Genomic DNA, 1244 nt, shown 5'->3' on the forward strand with positions numbered 1-1244 from the left:
CACCAGCCGATCGAGCACCTGGCCGCGCTGCGGGCCATCCCCGGCCTCAATGTGGTGCGCCCCGGTGACGCCAACGAGACGGTGTTCGCGTGGCGGACGATCCTCGAGCTCGAAAGTGCCGAGCAGCACTCGCATTTCGTGCCCGCCGACCACCCGCACACCGATGGTCCCTCGGCGCTGGCACTGACCCGTCAGGATGTCCCGACCCTGGCAGGTACCTCCTACGAGGGCGTGTCGCGCGGCGGGTACATTCTCGCCGAATCCTCCACCGGCACACCGCAGGTGATCCTGATCGCCACCGGTTCGGAACCGCATCTGGCCGTCGCGGCGCGCACTACGCTGGAGGAGCAGGGCATCGGTACACGCGTGGTGTCCATGCCGTGTGTCGAATGGTTCGACGCGCAAGAACAGGCTTACCGCGACGAGGTGCTACCACCGCAGGTCACCGCCCGCGTCACCGTCGAGGCCGGAATCGCGATGCCGTGGCAGCGCTTCACCGGCAACGACGGTGAGAATGTGTCGATCGAGCACTTCGGTGCCTCGGCCCCCTACAAGGTGCTGTTCCGCGAATTCGGCCTCACCACCGAGGCCGTCGTCGACGCCGCGCAGCGCTCACTCGCCAAGGTGAAGGGATAAACCCAAATGGCACAGAACGAGAACCTCGCCGAACTGTCGAAGGCCGGCGTATCGGTATGGCTCGACGATCTGTCGCGTGACCGGATTCGTTCGGGCAATCTGGCCGAACTCGTCGCCACCCGCAGCATCGTGGGCGTCACCACCAACCCGACGATTTTCCAAGGAGCCCTGAGCCAGGGCCACACCTACGACGAGCAGGTCAAAGAGCTCGCCGCCCAGGGCGCCGACGCCGACGCCGCGATCCGCACCATCACCACCGACGATGTCCGCGCCGCGTGCGATGTGCTGGCCGAGGTGTTCGAGGCCAGCGGCGGAGTGGACGGCCGGATCTCGATCGAGGTCGATCCACGACTGGCGTTCGACACCGACAAGACCGTCGCCCAAGCGGTCGAACTGTGGAAGATCGTCGACCGGCCGAATCTGTTCATCAAGATTCCGGCCACCGAGGAAGGCCTGCCCGCGATCACCCGGGTGATCACCGAGGGCATCAGCGTCAACGTCACGCTGATCTTCTCCGTCGAGCGCTACCGCAGCGTGATGGGCGCGTATCTGGACGGTGTGCGCAAGGCCCGCATCGCCGGGCACGACATCGCCCACATCCATTCGGT

2 protein-coding genes are annotated in these 1244 nt (G+C 66.1%); both read left to right on the forward strand.

Features of this window, described 5'->3' with window-relative positions:
* On the forward strand, window positions 1-636 hold a 636-nt coding region (locus AB0C20_RS36225; protein ID WP_357569723.1), incomplete at its 5' end, for a transketolase C-terminal domain-containing protein.
* Window positions 637-642: 6 nt separating this feature from the next.
* Window positions 643-1244: transaldolase (tal, locus tag AB0C20_RS36230; RefSeq protein ID WP_357569724.1), on the forward strand; the 602-nt coding region annotated here is incomplete at its 3' end.

The sequence above is a fragment of the Micromonospora sp. NPDC048843 genome (genome assembly GCF_040649965.1).
Lineage (GTDB): Bacteria > Actinomycetota > Actinomycetes > Mycobacteriales > Micromonosporaceae > Micromonospora > Micromonospora hortensis.